At 61.3% G+C, this 23,307-nt stretch carries 23 protein-coding genes; 9 read left to right on the forward strand and 14 right to left on the reverse strand.

Going from position 1 to position 23,307, the window contains the following annotated elements; genetic code table 11:
* Positions 1-13: 13 nt before the first annotated feature.
* Complete coding sequence (budA, locus tag ACMGG9_RS16900) at positions 14-793, reverse strand: acetolactate decarboxylase (protein ID WP_033643951.1); 780 nt, start codon at positions 791-793, stop codon at positions 14-16.
* Between the two features lie 449 nt (positions 794-1,242).
* Here budA and ACMGG9_RS16905 point away from each other — a divergent pair, with 449 nt between their 5' ends.
* Entirely contained in the window at positions 1,243-2,145 is a 903-nt protein-coding gene (locus tag ACMGG9_RS16905; RefSeq protein WP_033652550.1) for a LysR family transcriptional regulator, read from the forward strand.
* Here ACMGG9_RS16905 and eutC read toward each other — a convergent pair.
* Together eutC and ACMGG9_RS16915 are read right to left on the reverse strand one after the other, a co-directional pair.
* Entirely contained in the window at positions 2,124-2,921 is a 798-nt protein-coding gene (gene eutC, locus ACMGG9_RS16910) for an ethanolamine ammonia-lyase subunit EutC (protein WP_414161581.1), read from the reverse strand. The genes ACMGG9_RS16905 and eutC overlap by 22 nt on opposite strands.
* Positions 2,918-4,303, reverse strand: coding sequence for an ethanolamine ammonia-lyase subunit EutB (locus ACMGG9_RS16915; protein ID WP_042785150.1), 1,386 nt, complete (start codon positions 4,301-4,303; stop codon positions 2,918-2,920). The genes eutC and ACMGG9_RS16915 overlap by 4 nt, the downstream gene beginning before the upstream one ends.
* A 159-nt stretch (positions 4,304-4,462) precedes the next feature.
* Between ACMGG9_RS16915 and ACMGG9_RS16920 the strand changes: the two genes are divergently transcribed.
* Together ACMGG9_RS16920 and ACMGG9_RS16925 are read left to right on the forward strand one after the other, a co-directional pair.
* Positions 4,463-5,011 carry a nucleotidyltransferase family protein gene (locus ACMGG9_RS16920; protein ID WP_033652553.1) on the forward strand — a complete coding sequence of 183 codons (549 nt, stop codon included), beginning with the start codon at positions 4,463-4,465 and terminating at the stop codon, positions 5,009-5,011.
* A gap of 52 nt (positions 5,012-5,063) precedes the next feature.
* Positions 5,064-5,531 (forward strand): FlxA-like family protein, encoded by a 468-nt coding sequence (locus tag ACMGG9_RS16925; RefSeq protein WP_021505617.1) that lies wholly within the window; start codon positions 5,064-5,066, stop codon positions 5,529-5,531.
* A 1-nt stretch (position 5,532) separates the two neighbouring features.
* On the opposite strand, the gene ACMGG9_RS16930 is transcribed toward ACMGG9_RS16925, so the two are convergent.
* Positions 5,533-6,453, reverse strand: a complete 921-nt coding sequence (locus ACMGG9_RS16930; RefSeq protein ID WP_033643957.1) for a LysR family transcriptional regulator — start codon at positions 6,451-6,453, stop codon at positions 5,533-5,535.
* A gap of 97 nt (positions 6,454-6,550) precedes the next feature.
* On the opposite strand from ACMGG9_RS16930, the gene ACMGG9_RS16935 reads away from it, so the two are divergent.
* On the forward strand, positions 6,551-7,543 hold the full coding sequence (locus tag ACMGG9_RS16935) for a bile acid:sodium symporter family protein (RefSeq protein WP_033643958.1): 993 nt from the start codon (positions 6,551-6,553) through the stop codon (positions 7,541-7,543).
* 26 nt (positions 7,544-7,569) lie between these two features.
* On the opposite strand, the gene ACMGG9_RS16940 is transcribed toward ACMGG9_RS16935, so the two are convergent.
* From ACMGG9_RS16940 to zipA, 3 genes are all read right to left on the reverse strand, one after another.
* On the reverse strand, positions 7,570-7,785 hold the full coding sequence (locus tag ACMGG9_RS16940) for a DUF3820 family protein (RefSeq protein ID WP_172755763.1): 216 nt from the start codon (positions 7,783-7,785) through the stop codon (positions 7,570-7,572).
* Positions 7,785-9,806, reverse strand: a complete 2,022-nt coding sequence (ligA, locus tag ACMGG9_RS16945; protein ID WP_197665923.1) for an NAD-dependent DNA ligase LigA — start codon at positions 9,804-9,806, stop codon at positions 7,785-7,787. The genes ACMGG9_RS16940 and ligA overlap by 1 nt, the downstream gene beginning before the upstream one ends.
* A 79-nt stretch (positions 9,807-9,885) precedes the next feature.
* Positions 9,886-10,911 carry a cell division protein ZipA gene (zipA, locus tag ACMGG9_RS16950; protein ID WP_047025265.1) on the reverse strand — a complete coding sequence of 342 codons (1,026 nt, stop codon included), beginning with the start codon at positions 10,909-10,911 and terminating at the stop codon, positions 9,886-9,888.
* Between the two features lie 221 nt (positions 10,912-11,132).
* Here zipA and cysZ point away from each other — a divergent pair, with 221 nt between their 5' ends.
* From cysZ to crr, 5 genes are all read left to right on the forward strand, one after another.
* Positions 11,133-11,891: a sulfate transporter CysZ gene (cysZ, locus tag ACMGG9_RS16955; RefSeq protein WP_033643961.1), complete on the forward strand. Its 759-nt coding sequence runs from the start codon at positions 11,133-11,135 to the stop codon at positions 11,889-11,891.
* Positions 11,892-12,076: 185 nt separating this feature from the next.
* The gene (gene cysK / locus ACMGG9_RS16960; protein ID WP_016926786.1) at positions 12,077-13,045 is read left to right on the forward strand and encodes a cysteine synthase A; all 969 of its coding nucleotides are present in this window, start codon (positions 12,077-12,079) and stop codon (positions 13,043-13,045) included.
* Between the two features lie 399 nt (positions 13,046-13,444).
* On the forward strand, positions 13,445-13,702 hold the full coding sequence (gene ptsH / locus ACMGG9_RS16965) for a phosphocarrier protein Hpr (protein ID WP_004936458.1): 258 nt from the start codon (positions 13,445-13,447) through the stop codon (positions 13,700-13,702).
* Positions 13,703-13,748: 46 nt separating this feature from the next.
* A complete protein-coding gene (gene ptsI / locus ACMGG9_RS16970) occupies positions 13,749-15,476 on the forward strand; it encodes a phosphoenolpyruvate-protein phosphotransferase PtsI (protein WP_004936461.1) in 1,728 nt (575 codons plus the stop codon).
* A gap of 49 nt (positions 15,477-15,525) precedes the next feature.
* Positions 15,526-16,035, forward strand: a complete 510-nt coding sequence (gene crr, locus ACMGG9_RS16975) for a PTS glucose transporter subunit IIA (RefSeq protein ID WP_004936467.1) — start codon at positions 15,526-15,528, stop codon at positions 16,033-16,035.
* Positions 16,036-16,110: 75 nt separating this feature from the next.
* On the opposite strand, the gene ACMGG9_RS16980 is transcribed toward crr, so the two are convergent.
* The 7 genes from ACMGG9_RS16980 to ACMGG9_RS17010 form a co-directional block, all read right to left on the reverse strand.
* Positions 16,111-17,436, reverse strand: coding sequence for an ATP-binding protein (locus ACMGG9_RS16980; protein ID WP_414161582.1), 1,326 nt, complete (start codon positions 17,434-17,436; stop codon positions 16,111-16,113).
* A 6-nt stretch (positions 17,437-17,442) separates the two neighbouring features.
* Positions 17,443-18,123: a response regulator transcription factor gene (locus ACMGG9_RS16985; RefSeq protein ID WP_033652557.1), complete on the reverse strand. Its 681-nt coding sequence runs from the start codon at positions 18,121-18,123 to the stop codon at positions 17,443-17,445.
* Between the two features lie 250 nt (positions 18,124-18,373).
* On the reverse strand, positions 18,374-19,255 hold the full coding sequence (cysM, locus tag ACMGG9_RS16990; protein ID WP_033644334.1) for a cysteine synthase CysM: 882 nt from the start codon (positions 19,253-19,255) through the stop codon (positions 18,374-18,376).
* 80 nt (positions 19,256-19,335) lie between these two features.
* The gene (gene cysA / locus ACMGG9_RS16995; protein WP_033643965.1) at positions 19,336-20,424 is read right to left on the reverse strand and encodes a sulfate/thiosulfate ABC transporter ATP-binding protein CysA; all 1,089 of its coding nucleotides are present in this window, start codon (positions 20,422-20,424) and stop codon (positions 19,336-19,338) included.
* Positions 20,414-21,289 carry a sulfate/thiosulfate ABC transporter permease CysW gene (cysW, locus tag ACMGG9_RS17000; protein WP_033643966.1) on the reverse strand — a complete coding sequence of 292 codons (876 nt, stop codon included), beginning with the start codon at positions 21,287-21,289 and terminating at the stop codon, positions 20,414-20,416. Before cysW ends, cysA begins: the two co-directional genes overlap by 11 nt.
* Entirely contained in the window at positions 21,289-22,128 is an 840-nt protein-coding gene (cysT, locus tag ACMGG9_RS17005; RefSeq protein ID WP_033652561.1) for a sulfate/thiosulfate ABC transporter permease CysT, read from the reverse strand. Before cysT ends, cysW begins: the two co-directional genes overlap by 1 nt.
* Positions 22,129-23,151 carry a sulfate ABC transporter substrate-binding protein gene (locus ACMGG9_RS17010; protein WP_414161583.1) on the reverse strand — a complete coding sequence of 341 codons (1,023 nt, stop codon included), beginning with the start codon at positions 23,149-23,151 and terminating at the stop codon, positions 22,129-22,131.
* Between the last annotated feature and the right edge of the window lie 156 nt (positions 23,152-23,307).

The raw sequence follows: 23,307 nt of genomic DNA on the forward strand, positions 1-23,307 counted from the left end.
ACGATCGCCGGGATTAGCCCTCGGCGGAACGAATTGCGCGATCCAAATCCTCTGGACAGAGGTTGGCGCGCAAGAAATCCGCATCATGCGGCAACTGAAGATTGAGACGGGTGATGACGCCGAACTGCAGGCGGCCATGATCGAGCTGGTAATCCAGCACGTGGCCGCCGCCGCTGCGGTCGTCGGTAACGAAGTGTTCGTGATAGCCGGCCACGCCGATGCCCTGCATGTAATCGGGCGAGCGGAAGCCGACCAGCGTGCCGCGCCGCTGATGGAACGAGAAGGTCGGCTGCTCTTCTATCGCTTCCAGCATTGGGCGGTAAGGCCGTTCCTGACGCGGCACGGTGCGGGTTTCTACATGGCTGAACTCACCGTCGACCCGCACCGCGCAGAACAGGTTCGGCGAGGCGACCTGTTCATCGATGCATTGGTGCAGTTGCGCCTTGGTGATCGGCCGATCGAATTGCTGGCTGACGCTGGGCTGGAAAAAGGTGACGACGGCGAAAGGGGTTTTCTGTTGCAAACCGGCCGGGCGGGCGCTGCCGTCGGCGCGCAGCTGGTGTATTTCCTGATCGAACGCGATCAGTTCGCCATCCAGATGATTGAAGGTGCCGAGGCCGAAATCGCCGTGTTTCAGCAATTCGGCGATGGTGGTCTCCCCTTCATAAACCCCGTCGATGAGCGCGCTCATCAGCGAGATTTGATAGATTTCGCCCTCCCCGGCGTTGATCGACTGCCTGGCGAAACCCTGCGCCAAATGGCGCGCACAGGAACACCCGTGTTTTTCGTTCATGCTGACTCCTCCACCAGCGCGGAACTGCGGTTCCACGCGTTCAAAAGACCCGCCGACGGCGGGCCAAGATGTCCCTCAGGCGCGTTCATCAGTTGGAACGATTCAGCCTGAGGCGACAAAAAAACCGGCACGGCTGGCCGGCCGATATCCAGAAACAACAGGAAGATAAGTGAAAGTAAAGACTCACTAATCATTGAGGTTGAGTCGGATATCAAATTGAACGGTTAATCTGGTGTTGGAGCGACAATCAACGCCACAGGCGGCTGAGGCAGCCTGGGAAAAACATCTGTTATTTGGTGCTAAACGCCGCGAGGTTTATGCGTTTTTTCTCTATACGGCCGGGATGCGGCGACGCTGAAGCCCGTCGTCAACCCGCAATCAGAGTAGCCGCAGCATCGCCAACAGAGAAGCGGGTATTCATAAGAAACGCTTTTGCATATAATGCAAAAATGAATGACGCCCGCTATGTAGAACATCTGCCAATCTTTCTCGACGTGGCTCGCCTGGGCAGCTTTTCCGCCGCCGCACGCCAGCTGGGTATGGTGCCTTCTTCGCTGGTGCGCCATATCGATGCGCTGGAAAGCGCGCTCGGCGCGACGCTGTTCGTGCGCTCCACCCGCGGCCTGTTGCTGACCGACGCCGGCGAGCTGCTGCTGGCACGCGCCGCCGCGCTGATGACGGACATTACCGGCATTCGCGCCGAGTTGAACGCGCTGAACGAAACGCCGCAGGGCACGCTGCGCATCAGCTGCCTGCCGACCTTCGGCAAAACCTATGTGCTGCCGCTGCTGCCGACGCTGGCGGAACGTTACCCTCAGCTGTGGGTCGATCTCGATCTGACCGAACGCCAGACCGATCCGACCCAGGAACGGCTGGACGCCGCCATCCGCATCGGCGAGCAGAAGGACAGCGCGCTGTACGCCAGCCGCATCGCCACCCAACGCTGGGTGATGTGCGCCAGCCCCGGCTACGTCGCCCGCTATGGCCTGCCGAGCGATCTGGAAGCGCTGCCGCAGCACCGGCTGATCGCCCGCTACCACAAACAACAGCCGGCCTGCTGGGCGCAGATCCTCGACGCGGCGTTGATGAACCGCTGCACCATGGCGCTGCGTTGCGATGACTTCACCGCGCAGCGTCAGGCGGCGCTGCTCGGCCTCGGCATCGCCTTTCTGCCCAACTGGGTGGTGGGGCCGGACGTGCAGCATGGGCGGCTGGTGCAGATGCTGGAAGATCCGCGCCATGAACAGCAAGGCATCTATCTGCTGCGGCCGGTGGCGAAAGTGTCCGCCCGCCTGGCGGCCTTCACCGCCCTGCTGCAGCAAACCATCGGTCAACCGCCCAACTGGGCGTAAAGCGGGATGACGCGGCCGCGCAGCGCCGGGTTGTCGCTCTCGTCTTTCAGTTCGACGCCGGTCAGCCTTCGCCGGCACGCCTGTTCCAGCAACCAGGCCAATTTGAACGCCGCCTGCGGATAATCCAGCCCCTCCGGCCGCACATTGGAGATGCAGTTGCGCTCTGAGTCCCTTCTGCGCGCGTTCGGCTCCCAGGTCAGATAAATCCCCAGGCTGTCCGGCGACGACAGCCCCGGCCGTTCGCCGATCAGCACCGCCACCGCCCGGGCCTGCAGGCATTCGCCGATCTCATCCCCCAGCGCCACCCGCGCCTGATGCGCCAGCACCACCGGCGTCACGCTCAATCCCAGCGTATCGAGATAAGGTCGCAGCGCCTGCAGCAGCGGCAGCGGCAGCGCCTGACGGTGCACCGCCTTGGAGGAGAGGCCGTCCGCCACCACCAGCAGCAGATCGACACGGCGCGATGGTGAGCCGAGCAGCAGGCTGCGGCTGTCCGGCGCCAATCGCCGCCCCAGATCCGGTCGGCGCAGATAGGCGGCGCGGTCAACGGCCTGGCTGTGCACCGCTAGCGTGGGCCAACCGGCATCGTGCAGATCCGCCGCCAGCCGTTCGCTCTCGAATGGCTGATGCACCGCGTCGCGCGCCTGGGCATGGGCCAGGCCGAAGCGCAGCAGCTCGTCGGTCGGCAGACTGGCGCCGGTGCGCCCCAGCGCGATGCGCGCGTCGGTAAAGGCGCGCAGCGCGTCCCAGCTGTTGACGTGAACCGGTTTGCTCATGTCCGTTCTCCCTGCAGCGCCAGCAACAGCGGGTGATTGGCGGCGGCGTCGCGCAGCCGTCCGCGTTCATCGGTGATGTTCATCGCCGCCAGCCAGGCGGCGAACTCCGGCGCGTGCTTCAGCCCCAGCAGTTCACGGATATAGAGCGCGTCGTGGAACGAGGTGCTTTGGTAATTGAGCATGATGTCGTCCGCGCCCGGCACGCCGATCAGGAACGTCAGCCCGGCGGCGGCCAACAGCGTCAGCAGCGTGTCCATATCATCCTGATCGGCCTCGGCATGGTTGGTGTAACAGACATCGCAGCCCAGCGGCAGGCCGAGCAGCTTGCCGCAGAAGTGATCCTCCAGCCCGGCGCGGATAATTTGTTTGCCGTCATACAGGTATTCAGGGCCGATAAACCCCACCACGGTGTTGATCAGCAGCGGTGAGAAATGCCGCGCCACCGCATAGGCGCGCGCCTCGCAGGTCTGCTGATCGACGCCGTGATGCGCGTTAGCCGACAGGCAACTGCCCTGCCCGGTTTCGAAGTACATCACGTTATCGCCCAACGTGCCGCGCTTGAGGCTCAGCGCCGCCTGCTGCGCTTCCGCCAGCAGCGCCAGACTGATGCCGAAACCGCGATTGGCCGCTTCGGTACCGGCGATCGACTGAAACACCAGATCCACCGGCGCGCCGCGCTCCATCAGCCGCAGCGTGTTGGTCACGTGGGTCAGCACGCAGGATTGGGTGGGTATGGCGAAGCGCTGGATCACGTCGTCCAGCATGTAGTTGAGTTTTTCCAGCAGCGGCAGGCTGTCGCTGGCCGGATTGATGCCGACCACCGCGTCGCCGCTGCCGTACAGCAAACCGTCCAGCATGCTGGCGGCGATGCCTTGCAGGCTGTCGGTCGGGTGATTGGGCTGCAGCCGCACGCTGAGGTGGCCCGGCAGGCCAATCGTATTGCGAAAGCGCGTCACCACCCGGCATTTCTTCGCCACCAGGATCAGATCCTGATTGCGCATGATCTTGCTTACCGCCGCCGCCATCTCCGGCGTAATGCCGGCGGCCACCTGCGCCAGCATGGCGCTGTCCGCCTGCTCGCTCAGCAACCAGTCGCGAAAATCGCCGATCGTGAGGTGCGAGATGGGCTCAAAGGCGGCGGCGTCGTGGCTGTCGATGATCAGGCGCGTCACCTCGTCCTGCTCGTACGGCACCAGCGGCTGCTGCAGGAACGTCTTGAGCGGCACATCCGCCAGCGCGATGCGCGCCGCCATGCGCTCTTCGGCGCTTTCCGCCGCCACCTCCGCCAGATAATCGCCGGAACGCGCCGGCGAAGCTTTCGCCATCAGCTGGCGCAGGCCGCCGAAGCGATAGCCGCGTTGGCCCAACGTTGCCTGATACATAGCCCCCTCCCTTGCCCTGAGTGACGAGATAAAAGCCCTGCACCAAGTGTAGTCAGTGAAGCAAGAAAATTAATTTGCCTGCTATCGCCGCCATCGCGCATCCCCCCATTTCACCCGCCGCCGCTTCGGGTTACAGTAGCCGCGAAAACAGGAGGGGTGATGGATCCGCAACGGCAAATTATCGACTGGCTGCAACAAGATAGCGCGCGCATGGCCGCCCTGCGCACCGTGCGCCGGCTCGGCCTGAATGACTGGTGCCTCGGCGCCGGCTTTGTGCGCAACCTGGTGTGGGATCGGCGCCACGGCTATGCGGAGCCCACGCCGCTCAACGATATCGACGTGATCCACTTCGATGCGGAGCGGGCGGACGCCGAACGCGATCGCATGCTGGAGGCGCGGCTGCAGCAGTGGCTGCCGCAGCCGTGGTCGGTCAAGAACCAGGCGCGCATGCACCTGCGCAGCGGCCGCGCGCCCTACCGCAACAGCGAAGAGGCCATCAGCTTCTGGACCGAAGTGGAAACGGCGATCGGCGCACGCCTGAACGCCGACGACAGCATCACGCTGGTCGCCCCTTTCGGGCTCGCGGCGCTGTTCAACGACACCATTACCTTCAACGTGAAAAATGGCGATCGCACGGCCTATGCCCAGCGCGTGGTCGACAAAGGCTGGCTGCTGCGCTGGCCGCGTCTGCAGCAGGTAAAGATTTAGCCGCCGCTGCCGATACCCTGAACAGCGAGATCCAGACTCAGGGAGAGCAACCATGTCGACCACCATCACCATGATCGTACCGATCAAGAATACCGTCCCCGGCGTCAGCAACGTCTTCAGCGCGCCGGGCCATCAGGGCGAATTGCTGATGGCCAAACCGGTCAACAACCAGCCGCAAGGCGGCAAGATGGAGAAAAACGAACGCGCCAACGGCAATGACGAACCGGTTAACCTCAATGAAAGCCGCGCTTCGGCGCGCATCAAGGCGCTGAACCGGCAGATTCAGGCGCTGCAGCAAAAGCTGGTGGAACTGAAGGATTCCGACGCCGATCCCAAAGAGATCGAAAAGCAGAAACAGCTGATCGAAGCGCAGATCAAGATGTTGCAGGCCGAGATCGCGCGCATCCAGAAAGAAGAAATGGAAAAGCAGCAGCAGGAGCAAATGGAAAAAGCCGCGGCGAAATCCGGCGACGGCGTAAACCGCCCAACGCCGCTCAACGCGGTGGACGTCTATATCTGAGTCAATATGCCGCGTTTTCCCGCCGGCGCTGTTGCAGCAGCGCCGCCTGCTGACGCGCCACCTGCCAGATGGCCTCCGCCGCCGGCGTCAGTGAGCGGTTCTTGCGCCGCACCAGCATCAGCGCGCGGTTAATTTCCGGCACCAGCCGCCGCACCCGGAGCCGCCCCCCTTCCGGCAACGGCAGCGCCAACGCCGGGAAAATGCTGATGCCAATCCCCTCCGCCACCATCGGGAACAGCGTGGCCGGATGGCCGATTTCCTGCACCACCTGCGCCTCCACGCCCTGCTGTCTCAGCGCACTGTCGATCAGCGGCCGGCTGCCCGACGCATAATCCTGCAACACCAGGCGGCAACCGTTCAACGCCGACCAACGCACCGCCTGCTGCGCAGCGAACGGATGATCGTCGCGGCACAGCAACAGGAAAGGTTCATGCAGCACCGCTTCGCACTCCAGATCCACCGCCTGTACCGGGTCGACCACGATGCCGAAATCCACCTCGGCGTTGCGCACGCTGTGCAGCACCTGCTGCTGCGCCTGATCGCGCAGCATGATGCGGATCTCCGGGTATTCACGCTCGCCGGCGGCGATGCACTGCGGCATCAGATGGGCGGAAATGGTTTGGCTCGTCGCCACCCGCACCGTGCCGCTGCGCTGTACGCCAAAGCTGCGCGCATCCAGCAAAGCGGCCTGCAGTTCGTCCAGCAGCCGCTCGACCCGGTTGGCCAACCGCAGACCGGCGTCGGTCAACACCACTTCACGCGTGGTGCGATCCAGCAGCCGCACGCCGACCTCCGCTTCCAGCTCTTTCACGCTGTGGCTGACCGCCGATTGCGTCAGGCCGATCGCCTCACCGGCGCGGCTGAAGCTGCCGTGGCGGGCGATGGCGACGAACACCCGCAGCTGTTTGAGTGAGTAATTCATGTGTTTTATTCATATATGAATTAAATAAATCAATTTAATTATTATATGTCCGCGCGGGAGAATAGCCCTATCGATTTTCGACCCTGAGCGCACCGCCATGAGATTTCTGCCCGATCGTTTTACCCTGACGCTGATCGCTACCGTGCTGCTGGCGTCGTTCCTGCCGGCGCGCGGCGAGTTCGTCGGCTGGCTCAACGCCCTGACCATCGCCGCCATCGCCCTGCTGTTCTTCATGCACGGCGCCAAGCTGTCGCGCGAGGCCATCCTGGCCGGCAGCAACAACTGGCGGCTGCATCTGTGGGTGATGTGCAGCACCTTCATCATTTTTCCGGCGCTGGGCGTGCTGTTTGCCTGGTGGGCGCCGATCGACGTCAGCCCCGAGCTGTACGCCGGTTTCATCTACCTGTGCATCCTGCCGGCCACCGTGCAATCGGCCATCGCCTTCACCTCGCTGGCGGGCGGCAACGTCGCGGCGGCGGTATGCAGCGCTTCCGCCTCCAGCCTGCTCGGGATCTTCGTGTCGCCGCTGTTGGTCGGCTTGTTGATGAATGTGCACGGCGATACCGGCGGCCTGCGGCAGGTCGGTTCGATCGTGCTGCAGCTGCTGGTGCCGTTCGTCGCCGGTCACCTGCTGCGGCCGCTGATCGGCGGCTGGATCGAACACCATCGGCCGCTTATCGGTAAAACCGATCAGACTTCAATTCTGCTGGTGGTGTACGCCGCCTTCAGCGAGGCGGTGACGCACGGCATCTGGCATCAGGTAGGGATGGGCTCACTGGCGTTTATCGTCGGCGGCAGCATCGTGCTGCTGGCGATCGTGCTGGTGGTGAACACTTACATGGCGCGCTGGCTGGGGTTCAGCAAAGCGGACGAGATCACCATCGTATTCTGCGGTTCGAAGAAGAGCCTGGCGAACGGCATTCCGATGGCCAATATCCTGTTCCCGGCGGCGACGGTGGGGATCATGGTGCTGCCGCTGATGGTGTTCCATCAGGTGCAGCTGATGACCTGTGCGGTATTGGCGAAAAGGTATCAGCGCAAGCAGCGGGCGCAACAGGCGGTGCCCAACGCGCAGGCGTCGCGCGGGTAAAAAAAGACGGGCCAAGGCCCGTCAGTTCAGCTTTTCTTCAGCGGCTTGACCAGGTGGTCAAGCCCTTCGATTTTAATCGCCAGCGTCATCTCCATCAGCATGCCGAGCTTGCCTTTGGGGAATTCGCCCTTACGGGCGAACCACAGCAGGTACTCTTCGGGCAGGTCGATCAGCACCCGCCCCTGGTACTTGCCGAACGGTATCACGGTGTTGGCGATCTCCAGCAGGTTTTCCTTTTCCATCAGTCACCCAGCAGGCGGATCATTTCCGCTTCGTCGATCACGGCGATACCCAGCTCCTGCGCCTTCGCCAGCTTGGAGCCGGCCGCCTCGCCGGCGATCACCAGATCGGTTTTCTTCGACACGCTGCCGCTGACCTTGGCGCCCAGCGCCGTCAGGCGATCTTTGGCTTCGTCGCGCGACAGCTGGCTCAGCGAGCCGGTCAGCACCACGGTTTTGCCGGCGAACGGACTGTCTATCTCTTCCGCCGCCACCACCACCGGCGCCGGCCAGTGGATGCCGATCTCGGCGCCCACCAGCTCGTTGATCACCTGCTGATTGAGCGCTTCATCGAGGAAGTTGCGCGTATGTTTGGCCACCACTTCGCCGACGTCCGGCACCTCTTTCAGCGCCTCGATGTCGGCGGCGAACAGCTTCTCGAGCGATCCGAAATGCGCCGCCAGGTTGGCGGCGGTCGCTTCGCCGACCTCGCGAATGCCGAGCGCATACAGGAAGCGAGCGAAGGTGGTCTGCTTGGATTTCTCCAGCGCGTTGACCAGATTCTGCGCCGATTTCGGCCCCATGCGATCCAGGCCGGTCAGAATGCCGGCGGACAGCCGGAACAGATCGGCCGGGTTCTTCACGTACTCCTTGTCCACCAGCTGCTCGATGATCTTGTCGCCCATGCCTTCAACGTCCAGCGCGCGGCGGGAAACGAAATGCTTCAACGCCTCTTTGCGCTGCGCGCCGCAGATAAGACCGCCGGTGCAACGCGCCACGGCCTCGCCTTCCACGCGCTCAACGTCGGAACCGCACACCGGGCAGTGCAGCGGGAACACCACTTCGCGCGCATCCTGCGGCCGACGGTCTTCCAGCACGCCCACCACCTGCGGGATCACGTCGCCGGCGCGGCGCACGATCACCGTATCGCCGATGCGCAGCCCCAACCGCTCAATTTCATCGGCGTTGTGCAAGGTGGCGTTGCTGACGGTCACCCCGGCCACCAGCACCGGCTCAAGGCGCGCCACCGGCGTAATCGCGCCGGTGCGGCCAACCTGAAACTCCACTTCGCGCACCACGGTGATCTGCTCCTGCGCCGGGAATTTGAACGCCGTCGCCCAGCGCGGCGCACGCGCCACGAAGCCCAGCGTTTCCTGCAGATCGATGTCGTCAATCTTGATCACCACGCCGTCAATATCGAAACCGAGCTGTGCGCGGTCCCGCTCGACCTGGCGATAGAACGCCAGCACTTCCTCGCTGCCGGTGCGGCGCTGGGCGCGATCGCTGACCGGCAGGCCCCAGGCCTTGAACTGCATCAGGCGTTCAAAGTGGCTGCGCGGCAGCTCGCCGCCTTCCAGCAGCCCGACGCCATAGCAAAAGAAGGTCAGCGGACGTTTGGCGGTAATGCGCGGATCGAGCTGGCGCAGCGAACCGGCGGCGGCGTTGCGCGGATTGGCGAACACCTTACCGTCTTTGCGCCGTGCCTCTTCGTTCATCTGTTCAAACCCGGCCTGCGGCATGAACACTTCGCCGCGCACTTCCAGCCGGCGCGGGATGTTGTCGCCGGTCAGGCGCAGCGGGATGGCGCGAATGGTGCGCACGTTGGAGGTGATGTTCTCGCCGGTGGTGCCGTCGCCGCGCGTCGCCGCACGCACCAGCTCACCGTCTTCGTACAGCAGGCTGACCGCCAGGCCGTCCAGCTTCAGCTCGCAGCAGAAGGTCAGCGGATCGCTGCTCTTGAGCCTGTCCTGCACGCGCTTGTAAAACGCCAGGAAGCTCTCTTCGTCGAACACGTTGTCCAGCGACAGCATCGGCACTTCGTGACGCACCTGGTCAAACGCCGCCAGTGGCGCCGCGCCCACGCGCTGGGTCGGCGAATCGGCGGTGATCAGCTCCGGATGCGCGCTCTCGAGCTCGCGCAGCTCGCGCATCAGGCGGTCATATTCCGCATCCGGCACTTCGGGCGCATCCAGCACATGATACTGGTATTCATGATGGCGCAATGTGGCTCGTAGTTGATTGATTTGTTGGATTATCGATTCCATGGCTCACCATCAAAGATAAAAAACCCCCGGCTAGCGGGGGCTTTGTTGTTACGGATGTTCAGTGCGCGCGGCAACCCGGTCAGGCGTTGTTTTCCAACACTTCACGGATACGCGCTTTGTAGGTTTCCAGCTTCTGCGGCGTCATCATGCGGCGCTCGTCGTCCAGCACCACACCGCCCACGTCGTCGGCGATGCGCTGCGCCGACTGCAGCATCAGCTTGAAGTTCTGATTGGCGTCGCCGTAAGACGGCACCATCATGAACATCGACACGCCCGGCGTGGAGAAATCGGACATCATGTCAGGATCGAACGACCCCGGCTTGACCATGTTCGCCAGGCTGAACAGCACCGGGCCGCTGCCGGCCGGGCTGATATGGCGGTGGAAGATGCCCATCTCGCCAAACTGGAAGCCCGCCTGCAACACGCTCTGCAGCAGCACTTCGCCGCCGATCACGCCGCCCTGATGGGCCGCGACGTGCAGCACCAGCACGGTCTCTTTCAGTTTAGCCTGTACTGGCGCAGCGGCCGGCTGTTGCGGCTGCGGTGCAGGTTCCGACGCTGGCTTCACTTCCGGCGCTTGCTGCACCGGGGCGGGTTCGGCGTGGAATGCCGGTTCCGCCGCCAGCGGCGCCTCATGTTCATGCGGCAGATCGTCAACGCGCGGCTCGCGGCGCACGGCCGGTTGCGGTTGCTGCGGCTCGGCCGGTTCTTCGTCCGGCGCGTAGTTGTTCAGCAGGATGTCATCGTACTCCGGCCGCTGAGACAGCGGAGGCGGCGTCTGATGAGCAGCCGGCTGAACGGCGCGGGGCGCAGGCGCAGCCGCCGGAGCGGGCTTCGGCGCGGCCACGGGTTCTTCGCGTGCGGCATCGAAATGGCCGAATGACGGCTCGTCTTGCGGGTGAGCGGCGCGTACGCGCACCTCACCGACGCCTTCTTCGAGATCGTCGATCGGAGTTTGTTCACGTTCCTTTTGGGAACGTTTGGCTGGGCGATCGCGGAAGAGCGCTGACCGTTCTTTGCGACTGGTCCACAGACCGTGCAATAACAGCGCTATTATGGCGATCGCGCCAACAACGATTAATATCAGACGCAAATCCTGCATCATTGCTATCTCTGTTGTTCCAATACATTGCCACCGCGGCAAACATTCACTCTTTAACTCTATTTGCCCGCGCACACAAGTGCAAGTCCGTGCTGAACTTTATGCCAATAAAGATGATTATACTGCCTTTTTCTGCTGGTTTTTCAGCCAACCCTACCCTAGCCAGTGGAAAATCATCCCTATATGATAATGATGCCTGTTCAGACAACGAGATAACTTAAGATATGTCCTATACGCAGCCCCCTTCCCGTTCCACCAGCGGCATTCATTATTTCGCCGAAGGCTGGCGCCTGATTTCGCGCCCGGGGATTAAACGCTATGTGGTCCTGCCGTTGCTGGTCAACGTGCTGCTGATGGGCTCCGCTTTCTGGTGGCTGTTCAGCCGCCTCGGCGACTGGATCCCGGCGATGATGAGCCACGTTCCCGATTGGCTGCAATGGTTGAGCTACCTGCTGTGGCCGCTGGCGGTCATTTCGGTGCTGCTGGTGTTCAGCTATCTGTTCAGCACCCTCACCAACCTGATCGCCGCCCCGTTCTGCGGCCTGCTGGCCGAACAGCTCGAAGGCAGCCTGACCGGCAAACCGCTGCCGGACACCGGCCTGCTCGGCATCGCCAAAGACCTGCCGCGCATCATGGCGCGCGAATGGCGCAAGCTGATGTATTACCTGCCGCGCGCGCTGCTGCTGCTGGCGCTGTACTTCGTGCCCGGCATCGGTCAAACGGTGGCGCCGGTGCTGTGGTTCCTGTTCAGCGCCTGGATGCTGGCGATCCAGTATTGCGACTATCCGTTCGACAACCACAAGGTGAGCTTTGCCGATATGCGCCGCGCACTGCGCCAGCACAAAACCGACAACCTGCAGTTCGGCGCGCTGGTCAGCCTGTTCACCATGATCCCGATCCTCAACCTGGTGATCCTGCCGGTCGCCGTCTGCGGCGCCACCGCGATGTGGGTCGATCGCTACCGCTCGCAATTCGTCCGATAACCGCCGTTTTTTGCCGCCGATAGCGCGGAAATTTTCGACAGGGCGCGCATTTCGCGCCCTTATCATTGTGCTTAAAACTTATTTCCTAATAACATATAGATATACCAATTCTTTACTTCCCTGCCGGTACTGTTAGCGTATGCTTTCGATGTTCCCCACATTTTCATAGAGTTAAAGGACGGGCTATGAGCAAGATATATGAAGACAACTCATTAACAATCGGCCATACGCCGCTGGTTCGTCTGAACCGTATCGGCAACGGACGCATTCTGGCCAAGGTTGAATCACGCAACCCGAGCTTCAGCGTCAAATGCCGCATCGGTGCCAATATGATTTGGGATGCGGAACAACGCGGCGTGCTGACCGCCGGTAAAGAACTGGTGGAGCCGACCAGCGGCAACACCGGCATCGCGCTGGCCTTCGTGGCCGCCGCGCGCGGTTACAAGCTGACGCTGACCATGCCGGAAACCATGAGCATCGAGCGCCGCAAGCTGCTCAAAGCGCTGGGCGCCAACCTGGTGCTGACCGAAGGGGCGAAAGGCATGAAAGGCGCCATCGCCAAAGCGGAAGAGATCGTCGCTACCGATCCGAACCGTTACCTGATCCTGCAACAGTTCAGCAACCCGGCCAACCCGGCCATCCATGAAAAAACCACCGGTCCGGAAATCTGGGAAGACACTGACGGGGAAGTCGACGTGTTCATCTCCGGCGTCGGCACCGGCGGCACGCTGACCGGCGTCAGCCGCTACATCAAGAACACCAAAGGCAAAGCCATCACCACCGTGGCGGTCGAGCCGACCGACTCGCCGGTCATCAGCCAGGCGCTGGCCGGTGAAGAGCTGAAGCCGGGCCCGCACAAAATTCAGGGCATCGGCGCCGGCTTCATTCCAGGCAACCTCGATCTGGACCTGGTGGATCGCGTCGAAAAAATCTCCAACGACGAAGCCATCAGCATGGCGCGCCGTCTGATGGACGAAGAAGGCATCCTGGCGGGCATCTCCTCCGGCGCAGCGGTCGCGGCGGCGGTAAAACTGGCCGAAGAACCGGCGTTCGCCGACAAGACCATTGTGGTTATCCTGCCCTCTTCCGGCGAACGTTATCTCAGCACTGCGCTGTTTGCCGATCTGTTCACCGAGCAGGAATTGCAGCAGTAATTCCGGCACTGCACAAATCGCTAAAAAAGCACCCCACGGGGTGCTTTTTTGTGGACTGGATCAAACTTTATAGCAGTCCAAGATTGCTTTTGCCCGTCGCCTTTAGTATTTAACGGTGCATTATTTCGATGCGCAAAATTAATCACTCTCCGAGCCCGGTCAAGGCTGAATCGATTTACTCATCTGTCGCCGACGCGGCGAATCGGGCATAATGGGGAGCGGATTGGAACGACGTCAAAAGCCGAGTTTTTTGATCTGAAGTGCCTAACGCGTCGTTTTCTGTTGCATCAACGTTCGCCCCTGTCCATAGTCAGGCGCTATAACCAGACAAGCTAAAGTCAGGCCACTGGGCTAAACTTTAGCTCCACAACATTAATCCAATAAGTTGGGGAAACATCAATGTTCCAGCAAGAAGTTACTATTACCGCTCCGAATGGTCTGCATACTCGCCCTGCCGCTCAGTTCGTTAAAGAAGCAAAAGGCTTCACGTCTGACATCACCGTAACCTCCAACGGCAAAAGCGCCAGCGCCAAAAGCCTGTTCAAACTGCAAACTCTGGGGCTGACTCAAGGGACCGTAGTGACCATCTCCGCTGAAGGTGAAGACGAGCAGAAAGCCGTTGAGCACTTGGTAAAACTGATGGCAGAGCTTGAGTAATCGGCCCGTCTTTTTAGTTAACACCAGTCAAGAGTAAGGTAGGGTTATGATTTCAGGCATTTTAGTATCACCGGGCATCGCTTTTGGTAAGGCTCTCTTGCTGAAAGAAGACGACATTGTCATCAACCGGAAGAAAATCTCTGCTGATCAAGTAGAGCAGGAAGTCTCGCGTTTTCTGGCCGGCCGCGCGAAAGCGTCCGAACAGCTGGAAGCGATCAAGACCAAAGCTGGCGAAACCTTCGGCGAAGAGAAGGAAGCTATCTTCGAAGGCCACATCATGTTGCTGGAAGACGAAGAGCTTGAGCAGGAAATCATAGCCCTAATCAAAGACGATCTGGCCTCCGCAGACGCCGCCGCCTACACCGTGATCGAAGGCCAGGCGAAAGCGTTGGAAGAGCTGGACGACGAATACCTGAAAGAACGCGCCGCCGACGTGCGCGACATCGGCAAACGCCTGCTGCAGAACATTCTGGGCATGCCTATCGTCGATCTGGGCTCCATTCAGGATGAAGTGATCCTGGTGGCCACCGATCTGACCCCGTCCGAGACCGCACAGCTGAACCTGGACAAAGTGCTGGGCTTCATTACCGATCTCGGCGGCCGCACCTCCCACACCTCTATCATGGCGCGCTCCCTGGAGCTGCCGGCGATCGTCGGCACCAGCGACGTGACCAAGCAGGTGAAGAACGACGACTATCTGATTCTGGACGCGGTTAACAACCAGATTTACGTTAACCCGACCGCTGACGTTATCGATCAGCTGAAAGCCGCCCAGAACCAATACATCACTGAGAAAAACGATCTGGCCAAGCTGAAGGACCTGCCGGCGATTACGCTGGACGGCCATCAGGTTGAAGTCTGCGCCAACATCGGCACCGTGCGTGACGTCGCGGGTGCAGAGCGCAACGGCGCGGAAGGCGTCGGCCTGTATCGTACCGAATTCCTGTTCATGGACCGCGACTCGCTGCCAACCGAAGACGAGCAGTTCCAGGCTTATAAAGCCGTGGCGGAAGCCATGGGCTCGCAGGCCGTGATCGTCCGCACCATGGACATCGGCGGCGACAAAGACCTGCCGTACATGAACCTGCCGAAGGAAGAGAACCCGTTCCTCGGCTGGCGCGCCATCCGCATCGCGATGGACCGCCGTGAAATCCTGCACGCCCAGCTGCGCGCCATCCTGCGCGCCTCGGCGTTCGGCAAACTGCGCATCATGTTCCCGATGATCATCTCCGTGGAAGAAGTGCGCGATCTGAAAGGCGAAATCGAGACGCTGAAGGCGCAGCTGCGCGAAGAAGGCAAGGCGTTTGACGAGAGCATCGAAGTGGGCGTGATGGTGGAAACACCGGCTGCGGCGGTCATCGCTCACCACCTGGCGAAAGAAGTCGACTTCTTTAGTATTGGGACAAACGATCTAACCCAGTATACTCTGGCGGTAGATCGCGGCAACGAGCTGATTTCTCATCTCTATAACCCGATGTCCCCATCAGTGCTTGGCCTGATCAAACAGGTTATTGATGCATCTCACGCGGAAGGCAAGTGGACCGGCATGTGCGGCGAACTGGCTGGCGATGAGCGTGCTACACTGTTGTTATTGGGCATGGGGCTGGATGAGTTCAGCATGAGTGCGATTTCAATCCCGCGCATCAAGAAAATTATTCGCAACACGAATTTCGAAGATGTGAAGGCGTTGGCAGCGCAAGCCTTGGCACAGCCAACGGCACAAGACCTGATGAATTGCGTCAATAAATTCATCGAAGAAAAAACGCTCTGCTAAACTTCCACGACACTGGAACGCCGCCCAATTTAATGCTTAGGAGAAGATCATGGGTTTGTTCGATAAACTGAAATCTCTGGTTTCTGATGACAAGAAAGACACGGGCACTATCGAGATCGTCGCTCCCCTTTCTGGCGAAATCGTCAATATCGAAGATGTGCCGGACGTAGTGTTCGCTGAAAAAATCGTTGGCGACGGTATCGCCATCAAACCGGCCGGCAACAAAATGGTTGCTCCGGTTGACGGCACCATCGGTAAGATTTTCGAAACCAACCATGCATTCTCTATCGAATCCGACAGCGGCATTGAGCTGTTCGTCCACTTCGGCATCGATACCGTAGAACTGAAAGGCGAAGGCTTCAAACGCATCGCCGAAGAAGGTCAGCGCGTCAAGAAAGGTGACGTCGTTATCGAGTTCAACTTGCCACTGCTGGAAGAGAAAGCCAAGTCTACCCTGACGCCGGTCGTTATCTCCAACATGGACGAGATCAAAGAGCTGATCAAACTGTCCGGCAGCGTGACCGTTGGCGAAACCCCGATCATCCGCATCAAGAAGTAATCGCGAATGAGCAAGATAAACGGCGCCCTCGGCGCCGTTTTTTTATCCCCTTCGTCGTATCCCAATCTCGCTACGTTATGACGACCAGCGCGGGATACGCAGGGTAATGACCAGCCCCTCTCTGTCGCCGTTGCGCGCCTCAACCTGGCCGCCGTGCGCCAATACCACCTTGCGGGTAATCGCCAGCCCCAGGCCGTAACCCTTGCCCGACTGCGCCGACTTCACGCGCACGAATGGATCGAAGATGCTCGACAGTTTCGACTCCTCCACGCCCGGCCCCTGATCGCTGACGGCGAGCTGGAACAGGTTGTCGATGCGCGACAGCGCTACCGTCACCCGCTGGCCCTGGCTGGAAAACCGCAGCGCATTGCGCACGATGTTGTCCACCGCGCGCCGCATCAGCTCCGCATTGCCCTTGACGGTATACTCCACGTCCGACTCGGCCTGCAGCACGATCTCCACGCCGGGCACCTGCGCCTCGTAGCGCGCATCGCTTACCACCGCGTCCACCAGGCCGTACAGATCGAAGTACTCCTCGTCCGGCAGGCTGCTGTGTTCGGTGCGCGACAGCGCCAGCAGCTCGCCGATCATTTTATCCAGCCGCCCCGACTCATGTTCGATGCGCTTGAGCGAGGTTTCGACGTTGCCGGCATTCTGCCGCGCCAGCCCGATCGCCAACTGCAGGCGAGCCAGCGGCGAACGCAGCTCGTGCGAGACATCGTGCAACAGCTGCTCGCGGGCGCTGACCAGCAGTTCCAGCCGCTCGGCCATGGTGTCAAAATCGCGCGCCACGTCGGACAGCTCGTCATGACGGCGCCGCATTTTCGGGAACAGCCGCACCGACAGATCGCCCTGCGCCACCCGATCCAGGCCGCCGCGCAGCTGACGCATCGGCCGGGTCAGGTTCCAGGCCAGTACGGCGCTGAACAGCAAACCGCCCAGCCCGCCGACCCACAACATCGGCGCAGGAATGTTGAAGAAATGGGAACGCCGCTCCGGCCGATACTCTTCCCGCAGCCCGCGCACGTTATAACTCAGCCAGTATCCCTGCCCTTCCCCGGTCTGCACCCAGGCGGAAATCGCTTTCGGCATCCGCCGCCCTTCAAACAGTGGTTCTTCCGGCGCGGGCGGCGGCGGTTGGGTCATCGGCGTTACCGACAGCAGACGCCTGTCGTCCTCGGGCCAGTCGCGTATCAGCGCTTCCAGCGCCGGCATGCCGCCGCTGCGCAATTGGGTGGCGGCGGAGGTCAGCTGCAGGCCGATCGCCCGCCGCGCCATGGCGTTCTCCGGCGGCACATAGCGATCGCCATAAAGAGAAAACGCCACCCACAGGGCCTGCGTCATGATGAGAAAGGTCAGCCAAAAGCCGAGCAAAATTTTCCAGAACAGTCTTCCGCGCATGTCAGGTTACCGGATGCGATAGCCGATGCTGCGCACCGTTTCGATGCTCAGCGTATTGCCGGCCAACGCGCTCAGCTTCTGGCGGATATTGCTGATATGCACATCCACGCTGCGGTCATAGGCTTCACGCGGGCGCCCCAGCCCCTTCTCGGACAATTCGTCCTTCGACACCACGCGGTCCGGCGCGCGCAGCAACAGCTCCAACAGATTGAATTCCGAAGCGGTCAGATCGAACGCCTTGCCGCGCCATTCGCTGCTGCGGGTTGAAGGGTTCAACGTCAGCTCGCCAACGCTGATGGCGGCCTCGTCGTCCGCTTCTTGCGGCCGTTCTTCGAAACGGCGCAGCACCGCGCGCAAACGCGCCACCAATTCACGCGGATAGCAGGGTTTGGGCATGTAATCGTCGGCGCCCATCTCCAGACCAATCACCCGATCGATGTTGTCACCTTTGGCGGTCAGCATGATGATCGGCAGCCGGCTCTTTTTGCGCACGTCGCGCAGCACGTCGATGCCGCTCATATCCGGCAGCATGATGTCGAGGATCATCGCGGTATAGTCGCCCGACAGCGCGCCCTCTACCCCCGCCTTACCGGTCAGCACCAGCGTGGCGTCGAAACCTTCGCCTGTCAGGTATTCGCTCAGCATGGTGCCAAGCTCCAGGTCATCGTCGACCAGTAAAATTTTCATGCCTTGCTCCTTCACCGATTTTCGTTATTTTCCCGCCAATTTCGCCGGTTCGCAGCCGGTTTTACTCAATCCTTACACATCGCTCTTGGCGTCTCGCCACCGTTATTGTGGTCGCTGCCGCGCGATTTCTCTACTTCAGTCATGGCATTGGCGCACGGGCAAGCGGCAGCCGCCGCAAGCGGGGCTGCCGTCTGTCGAAAGGAAAAGGGGAAAGGTTTTCCCGACGGAACACACCGCCGGGAGGGCACGCTCAGCCGAACACGCCGGTAGAAAGGTAGCGATCGCCGCGATCGCAGACAATCGCCACCACCACGCTGCCGGGGTGAGCCGCGGCGACGCGCAAGGCGCCGACCACCGCGCCGCCGGAGCTGACGCCGCAGAAGATGCCTTCACGCTGCGCCAGCTGGCGCATGGTCTGCTCGGCATCGCCCTGTTCGATATCCAGCACCTGATCCACCAGCTCCGGGCGGAAAATACCCGGCAGGTAAGCGGGCGCCCAGCGGCGAATGCCGGGGATGCTGCTGCCCTCCGCCGGCTGCAGGCCGATGATCTGCACCTGCGGATTCTGGCTTTTCAGGTAACCGCCCACGCCGGTAATGGTGCCGGTGGTGCCCATGCTGGAAACGAAATGCGTGATGCGCCCTTCGGTTTGGCGCCAAATCTCCGGGCCGGTGGTGGTGAAATGGGCGTAGGGATTGTCCAGGTTGTTGAACTGATCCAGTACCTTGCCCTGCCCCTGACGCTGCATCTCCAGCGCCAGATCGCGCGCCCCTTCCATGCCCTGCTCACGGCTGACCAGGATCAGCTCGGCGCCGTAGGCGCGCATCGCCGCCTGCCGCTCCAGGCTCATGTTCTCCGGCATCAGCAGCTTCAGCGTATAGCCTTTCAATGCAGCGATCATCGCCAGCGCAATGCCAGTGTTGCCGCTGGTGGCCTCAATCAGCACGTCGCCGGGCCTGATCTCACCGCGCAGCTCCGCCTGCTGGATCATCGCCAACGCGGCGCGATCCTTCACCGATCCCGCCGGGTTGTTGCCTTCCAGTTTGACCCATACCTCGCTGCCCGCCTGGGCGGCCAGCCGTTGCAGTTTTACCAGCGGGGTATTCCCGATGCATTGTTCGAGCGTTGTCACGATCTTTGCCTGTGTGTTGGTGTGCGTAAAGTAAAAAGGCAACCCTGGGGTTGCCTTGAATAAAGGGCTGCTAAAACCTATCAGGCGCTTTTGGCTAACGCAACAGGTTGCAGCAGTTGATCGCCGGCATACAGCCGCGCATTGAGGCTGCCGACGTAATAACGGCCGCCGCGCACCGGCGTGGCGTTGCCTTCCGGCAGCACCACGCTGATCGGTTCCTGGTGCCAGCCGATCGGCTGCACCGTCAGCTGCCAGAAATGGCCGCGCGGACTGACTTCCAGCACCTGAACCGGCAGCGGACAACGTTCGCTGCTTTCGGTCGCCACTTCCATTTCCCACGGGCGCAGGAACAGATCGACGCTGCCCTGGTGCATCGGCTGGAACGACAACGGCCACTGATGCGCACCGACGAACAGCTGGGAGCCGCGAATTTCGCCGTTCAGGCGGTTCACTTCCCCCATGAATTCCAGCACAAAGCGGCTCGCCGGTTCGCGCATGATGTCGACCGGCGACCCGACCTGTTCGATATTGCCCTGGCTCATCACCACGATGCGGTCGGCCACTTCCATCGCCTCTTCCTGATCGTGGGTGACGAACACGCTGGTGAATTTCAGCTCTTCATGCAGCTGACGCAGCCAGCGGCGCAGCTCTTTGCGCACCTGCGCATCCAGCGCGCCGAACGGTTCATCCAGCAGCAGAATCTGCGGTTCCACCGCCAGGGCGCGCGCCAGCGCCACGCGCTGTTTCTGGCCGCCGGACAGCTGCGACGGATAGCGGGTAGCCAGGTGGCCCAGCTGCACCATTTCCAGCAGCTGAGTGACTTTCTGTTTGATCGCCGCGGCGTTCGGGCGCTCGCGGCGCGGCAGCACGGTCAGGCCGAAAGCGATGTTATCGAACACCGTCATGTGGCGGAACAGCGCATAGTGCTGAAATACGAAGCCCACGCGCCTGTCGCGCGCGTGCATGTGGCTGACGTCGGTGCCGTGGAAGCCCAGCTTGCCGCCGCTCTGGCTTTCCAGCCCGGCGATGATGCGCAGCAGCGTGGTCTTGCCGGAACCGGACGGCCCGAGCAGCGCCACCATTTCGCCGGAAGCAATATCGAGCGAGATATCGTTCAATACCTTGGTGCGACCGAAGGACTTGTTGATGCCGTTAATCTCAATGCTCATGATTTTCCTCCCGCTCGAGACGCGCGTTTTGACGTTCCAGACGCCACTGCAGCGCGCTCTTCAAAAATAGGGTAACGATCGCCATCAGGGTCAACAGGGCGGCGGCGGTAAAGGCCCCGACGGTGTTGTAATCCTGCTGCAACAGCTCGACCTGCAGCGGCAGGCTGTAGGTTTCGCCGCGAATCGAACCGGACACCACCGACACCGCGCCGAACTCGCCGATGGCGCGCGCGTTGGTCAGCACCACGCCGTACAGCAGCGCCCAGCGAATGTTGGGCAGCGTCACGCGGCGGAACATTTGCCAGCCGGACGCTCCCAGCAGAATGGCGGCCTCATCTTCCTGGCTGCCCTGGCTGAGCATCATCGGCACCAGCTCACGCACCACGAAGGGACAGGTGACGAAAATGGTCACCAGCACCATGCCCGGCCAGGAGAACATCACCTGAATGTTATGCGCATCCAGCCAGCCGCCCAACAGGCCGTTGCTGCCGTAAAACAGCAGATAAATCAGCCCCGCCACCACCGGTGATACGGCGAACGGGATATCGATCAGCGTCAGCAGCAGCTGGCGGCCGGGGAAGGTAAAACGCGTCACCAGCCACGCCAGCAACGTGCCGAACACCAGGTTGAACGGCACGGTGATCAGCGCAATCAGGACCGTCAGCCAAATGGCGTGCAGCATGTCCGGATCGAGCAAATTGCTCCACATCGCGCCGAATCCTTTGGAGAAGGCCTCGGCGAAAATCGATATCATCGGCACCACCAGCAGCAGCGCCGAAAACAGCGTGCCGATGGCGATCAGCGTCCACTTGCCCCAGTTGACGCGCGGGCGCTCGGCGCCGTTGAAGGCGGAAATATCAGCCATCAGTGCCCTCCTCCCAAACGTCTGCCGAAGCGGCTTTGCAATACGTTAATGCTGAACAGCAGCAGCAGCGACGCCGCCAGGATCACCGAGGCGATGGCGCTGGCCGCCGGGTAATCGAACTCCTGCAAACGCACAAAAATCATCAGCGAGGTCACTTCCGTCTTCCAGGCGATATTGCCGGCGATGAAAATCACCGCCCCGAACTCGCCCAGACTGCGGGTAAAGGAAATGGCGGTGCCGGCCAGCAGCGCCGGCGCCACTTCAGGCAGCACGACGCGGCGAAAACTCTGCCAGCGCGTGGCGCCCAGCGTCTCGGCCGCCTCTTCGTACTCCGGCCCTAACTCTTCCAGCACCGGCTGCACGGTACGCACCACAAACGGCAGGCTGGTGAACGCCATCGCCACCGCGATCCCAAGCCAGGTGAAGGTGACCTTGATGTCGAAGTGCGCCAGCCACTGCCCGTACCAGCCGGTGGTGGAAAACAGACCGGCCAGCGTCAGGCCGGCTACCGCCGTCGGCAGCGCGAACGGCAGGTCGATCAGGCCATCCAGCAGCGAACGGCCGGGAAAACGGTAGCGCGTCAGGATCCAGGCCATCAGCATGCCGAACACCGCATTGAACAGGCTGGCGACAGCGGCCGCCAGCAGCGTCACTTTATACGCCGCCACCACCTGCGGGTTGGAAATCACTTCCCAATATTGCGCCAGGCTCATCTGCGCCAGCTGCATCACCAGCGCACTGAGCGGCAGCAGCAGGATCAAACAGGTATAAAACAGGCTGCTGCCGAGGCTGAGGCCAAATCCGGGCAGCACCCGCTTACTGGACGACAACGCCAACATTTACTTGCGCCCTGCCGCTAACAGCTGATCCAGCTCGCCGCCGGTGGCGAAGTGGGTTTTCATCACCTGCGGCCAGCCGCCGAATTGATCTTCCACGCGGAACAGTTGGGTGTCCGGGAATTGCCCCTTGGCCGCCGCCATCGCTTTCTGGTCATACACGCGGTAGTAGAAACTGGTGATCACCTGCTGCGCCGCCGGGCTGTAGAGATAGTTCAGATAAGCTTTGGCCGCCTGTTCGGTGCCGTTGCGCGCGACGTTTTTGTCGACCCAGGCCACCGGGAACTCCGCCAGAATATCGACCGGCGGCACGATCACTTCGTACTTGTCTTCACCGTATTGCTTGCGGATGTTGTTCACTTCGGACTCGAAGCTGATCAGCACGTCGCCCAAACCGCGCTCGACGAAGGTGGTGGTCGCGCCGCGGCCGCCGGTATCGAACACCAACACGTTTTTCAGGAAACGGGTCATGAAGGCGCGGGTCTTGTCCGCATCGTTGCCGTCGGCCTGGCTGGCGGCGCCCCAGGCGGCCAGATAGGTGTAACGGCCGTTGCCGGAGGTTTTCGGGTTCGGGAACACCAGCTTCACGTCGTCACGCACCAGATCGTTCCAGGTGTGGATACCCTTCGGGTTGTCCTTGCGCACCAGAAACGCCATGGTGGAATAGAACGGCGAGCTGTTGTTCGGCAGACGCGACTGCCAGTCCGCCGGGATCAGCTGCCCGCGATCATGCAGGATCTGCACGTCGGTGACCTGGTTGTAGGTCACCACGTCGGCGCGCAGGCCCTGCAGGATCGCCAACGCCTGCTTCGACGAGCCGGCGTGCGATTGTTTGATGATCAGCTTGTCATTCGGATGCTGCTGATTCCACTGCTGTTCAAAGCCGGGATTCAGCGCGACGAACAATTCACGGGAAACGTCATAAGAGCTGTTCAGCAATTCCGCCGCCGACGCGGCGCCGCTCGCCAACAGCGCAGCCGCCAGCCAACCTTTCAGCACGAGATTTTTAACCCGGTTTTGTTTCATTCTGCACCTTATCACTGAGTCATTCCTTCAGGCTTTCGCCTTATTGACGACCAGTGTATTTATAACTCGGTGCGGAGCTGTAACGCTTTTATATACCGTTTAGTGATTTACAAGCATCAAACGCTATAAGGCAGGCAATGCGAGGCGTTTTGGGGC

Source organism: Serratia sp. BNK-10 (assembly GCF_047456065.1).
GTDB lineage: Bacteria > Pseudomonadota > Gammaproteobacteria > Enterobacterales > Enterobacteriaceae > Serratia > Serratia ureilytica.